The following is a 3,993-nucleotide window of genomic DNA, read 5'->3' on the forward strand; positions in this document are numbered from 1 at the left end:
CCCGTGAGGCTTAACCATACAACACCCAAGTAGTTTTTTAAGAAGACGAAAGAGATTGTGTTAAGACTGACATGAAAAGATACCTAAAGGTAAATCACGCACGTGATACTTGAATGAATAAATGTATTTATATTAGATTTTCCAAGATTGTCCCTTTTTGTTTAGCGACAATAGCGCTGTGGCCCCACCTGACTCCATTCCGAACTCAGAAGTGAAACGCAGTAGCGCCGATGGTAGTGTGGGAGTTCCCATGTGAGAGTAGGACATTGCTAAACTTCTATTAAGAAAAGCCCGTTACATTGTGACGGGCTTTTTGCTGTGTGAAATTTAAGAAATGTGATAGTGGTACTATGCTCCTAGCCTGGTACCAATTAAATATAATGAATGTATAAACTTTAGCTGGTTTAATTGGCGTTGATTCTATTATTAAGTACAATATAAGTATTCAAATTGACTATATAGAAAAGCTATGGACTTGATTAAACAGTTTTCTTTGCAACAGAATAATAGCTTTCATATACAAGCTATTTCCCCAGCCGTCTATAAACTTAATTCTAAATCAGATTTATTTGAACTCCCTGATCTGGATTCGTTTTATATTCTTGGTGATGGTAGCAATACTTTATTTGTTGAAGATAATGCTCCAATTATCATTAAACCAGAATTCAAAGGAATAAAAATATCTGAAACAGATGATAATTTTATTGTCACCATTTGTTCAGGTGAAAATTGGCATGATTTAGTTTGTTTTTGCGTAAACCGTGGTATTTTCGGTTTAGAAAATTTAGCTTTGATACCTGGAAGTGTTGGTGCTGCTCCTGTACAAAATATAGGTGCTTATGGTGTTGAATTTTCGGATTTTTGCACAAGCGTCTCATGGTTTGACTTCTCTAATAAAAAAATCAAATCAATAAGAAGCAAAGATTGTCATTTTGCTTATAGGAACAGTATTTTCAAACAAGATTTACACAACAAAGGTGTTATTGTTGAAGTTGTATTGTCTTTCTCCAAAAAATGGCAAGTGAACGTATCTTATGCTGGCTTGAATGAATTAGGTTCGAATTCTACTGCAAAACAAGTGATGGAGAAAGTTATTAGCTTACGCAAGGCTAAACTACCAAATCCCCAAAAATTGCCTAATGCGGGTAGTTTCTTTAAAAATCCAATAGTAAGTAAGCAAAAATTAGAACAATTAACTTATATCTATCCATCTATGCCATTTTATTCTCAGCCTGATGGTTCAGCTAAGCTAGCCGCTGGATGGTTAATTGAGCAAACAGGTTTAAAAGGTTATTCTGTGAATAATGTAGGTGTGCACGATAAACAAGCACTTGTTTTAGTGAATTATAATAGCAATGAAGGTAAATATATTGTTGAGCTAGCTCAGTTTATACAGCAACAGGTGCTAGGGAAATTTGGTATTTTATTATCGCCAGAGGTAAGAATGGTTACATCAAAAGGGGAAATAGACTTTTCAAACTTACCTAATGTAAATAGGATGCTGGAAAATGTCTAGAACCGTTAGAGAGCATATTATTAATGCACTGGCTGATGGAAACTTTGTTTCAGGGCAAGATCTAGGCGAACAACTAAAAATTAGCCGTACGGCTATATCAAAACATATTAAATCATTAACAGAAATGGGCTTGGATATTTATAGCGTTACAGGTAAAGGCTATAAATTATCTAAGCCCTTGAAACTGCTTTCTAAACGAAAAATTGTTAAATCGTTATCACAAGCTGATGAGTTGTTAGAGATAGAAGTACATAGCCTAATTGATTCTACTAACAGTTATCTCCTTCGAAAATTACCAAACCAATTATCACAGGGGCAAGTATGTCTTACTGAATATCAAAGTGCAGGTCGAGGTAGACGAGGACGAGAGTGGATTTCACCTTTTGGTTCCCAAATTTACCTATCAATGTATTGGTATTTAGAGCAAGGCCTTTCGGCTGCTATGGGATTAAGTTTAGTTGCAGCATTAGCTGTTAGTGATGCGATTTATGAGATAACTAATATCGAAGTCCAGTTGAAATGGCCCAATGATATTTATCTAGGTGGGGTTAAATTAGCAGGTATATTGATTGATCTCGAAGGACAAGCACTAGAACCAAGCCATAGCGTTATCGGGATTGGTTTAAATTTGAATATGCCAGATCAAGTCGCTTTAAAGATTGACCAGAATTGGACTGATTTAGAAAGCCATAGTAACAAGGTGATAGACAGGAATCTTTTATCCGCACGTTTAATTCATTTTTTACATCAAAGATTGCAGAAACAACAAGATGAAGGGTTATCATCGATGCTTGAGGAGTGGCATAAACAGGATCTATATTTAGATAAAAAAGTAAAGTTGATAACTGGTGAACGAGAACTCAAGGGTATTTGTCGTGGTGTAAATAATCAGGGAGCGTTAATGCTTGAAGTTGATGAACAAGTAAAACCTATCTATGGTGGAGAAATCAGTTTACGAGGAAATGAATGATTCTATTGATTGATATTGGTAATACTCGGGCCAAATACTGTCTGGTTAATGAAGGAAGACGAAATACTCCCAAAGCTGTGTTAACACAAAAGCTAACCCAACAGTTTTTATCAGATAACTTCAAAGGAGTGAGTAGACTATTGGTGGCGAGCGTTAGTTGTAATGAGGTAACTGACCGAATAAGTGACTGGTGTATATTAAATAAAATTTTGTATGAGCGAATTATTAGTGAAAAAAGAAAGAATCATATCATTTCAGGCTATACCTTTCCCAGTCAATTAGGTGTTGACCGTTGGTTAACACTGATTGGTGCTGCAGAACTGTTTCCTAATCGTAATGTTTTGATTGTTGATGCTGGTACAGCTACGACAGTAGACTTTTTATTAGCAACTGGGCAACATAAAGGTGGATGGATTTTAGCAGGTATAAATGCATTAGTTTCCAGTGTATTGACACAAACAGCGCAAGTCAAAGTTGACAGTATCAATAGAGAGTGTACTGAATTTGGTCTTAATACATCAAATAATGTGAATAATGCGGCATGGGCTGCAACCGTTGGCATGATTAATTTAGCTATATCCCAAATTGAAAAACAAGGGGGTTCTGTTGACCAAATAATTTTCACAGGGGGGAATGGTCATTTATTATCATCATTTTTCTCTTGTCAAAGTAGTGTGATAGATGAACTAGTATTTTCTGGGTTACAAGCTTATATATAGTCGTTGCTGTCATCAATCCATAAGCCTTTGGATAAAAAAACATCAAACGAACACTAAACAATCCTGAAAGTAGAAAAAACATGGCATTTTTTGAAATTTACACTTGCAAGGGGCAAAACATTACTCTAGAATTCGCACCACTTAATGTAGTGCCGACTTAGCTCAGTTGGTAGAGCAACTGACTTGTAATCAGTAGGTCGCCAGTTCGACTCCGGCAGTCGGCACCATTAATACTTCTTTACAAAAGTGAAGAAGTGAAAAATATACTGGAGGGGTTCCCGAGTGGCCAAAGGGATCAGACTGTAAATCTGACGGCTCCGCCTTCGGTGGTTCGAATCCACCTCCCTCCACCATATTTTAAATTCACACTGATGAGTTAGTGTGAATAAAAGAGAGATAATCTGATAGAGTTAGCGGGTGTCGTATACTGGCTATTACCTCAGCCTTCCAAGCTGATGAAGCGGGTTCGATTCCCGCCACCCGCTCCAATCTTTGTAAATGAATGCTGATATGGCTCAGTTGGTAGAGCGCACCCTTGGTAAGGGTGAGGTCGGCAGTTCGAATCTGCCTATCAGCACCATTCAATAGATATTCTATCCTATTATTTCCAAAGAAACGTACTCTATATAGTAAATGTAAAACTAAACTTAATTTTATACCCAGAGGTATTGAAAAATGGCTAAAGAAAAATTTGAACGTAATAAACCACATGTAAACGTTGGTACTATCGGACACGTTGATCACGGTAAAACAACTTTAACAGCCGCTATCTCTGCGGTATTAACTAA

General features: G+C 36.7%; 4 protein-coding genes, 4 tRNA genes and 1 rRNA gene. All 9 read left to right on the forward strand.

Annotated elements, in window-relative coordinates; all coding sequences use genetic code 11:
• Positions 1-160: 160 nt before the first annotated feature.
• A 5S ribosomal RNA gene (rrf, locus tag ACE1OF_RS19435) occupies positions 161-275 on the forward strand.
• Positions 276-475: 200 nt separating this feature from the next.
• Entirely contained in the window at positions 476-1,516 is a 1,041-nt protein-coding gene (murB, locus tag ACE1OF_RS19440; protein WP_448896531.1) for a UDP-N-acetylmuramate dehydrogenase, read from the forward strand.
• Positions 1,509-2,486: a bifunctional biotin--[acetyl-CoA-carboxylase] ligase/biotin operon repressor BirA gene (gene birA / locus ACE1OF_RS19445; protein WP_448896532.1), complete on the forward strand. Its 978-nt coding sequence runs from the start codon at positions 1,509-1,511 to the stop codon at positions 2,484-2,486. Before murB ends, birA begins: the two co-directional genes overlap by 8 nt.
• Positions 2,483-3,205: a type III pantothenate kinase gene (locus tag ACE1OF_RS19450; RefSeq protein ID WP_448896533.1), complete on the forward strand. Its 723-nt coding sequence runs from the start codon at positions 2,483-2,485 to the stop codon at positions 3,203-3,205. The genes birA and ACE1OF_RS19450 overlap by 4 nt, the downstream gene beginning before the upstream one ends.
• Before the next feature lie 151 nt (positions 3,206-3,356).
• Positions 3,357-3,432, forward strand: a tRNA-Thr gene (locus tag ACE1OF_RS19455).
• A 41-nt stretch (positions 3,433-3,473) separates the two neighbouring features.
• A tRNA-Tyr gene (locus tag ACE1OF_RS19460) sits at positions 3,474-3,558 on the forward strand.
• A gap of 60 nt (positions 3,559-3,618) precedes the next feature.
• Positions 3,619-3,693, forward strand: a tRNA-Gly gene (locus ACE1OF_RS19465).
• A 16-nt stretch (positions 3,694-3,709) separates the two neighbouring features.
• Positions 3,710-3,785, forward strand: a tRNA-Thr gene (locus ACE1OF_RS19470).
• Between the two features lie 95 nt (positions 3,786-3,880).
• The coding region (locus tag ACE1OF_RS19475; protein ID WP_448896392.1) for a GTP-binding protein at positions 3,881-3,993 on the forward strand (113 nt) is incomplete at its 3' end.

Source organism: Colwellia sp. E150_009 (assembly GCF_053543955.1).

What these genes read in the sequence shown, in the direction of transcription:
- ACE1OF_RS19450 (WP_448896533.1), top strand. Translation starts at nt 2,483, where the DNA reads ATGATTCTATTGATTGATATTGGTAATACTCGGGCCAAATACTGTCTG.
- birA (WP_448896532.1), top strand. Translation starts at nt 1,509, where the DNA reads ATGTCTAGAACCGTTAGAGAGCATATTATTAATGCACTGGCTGATGGA.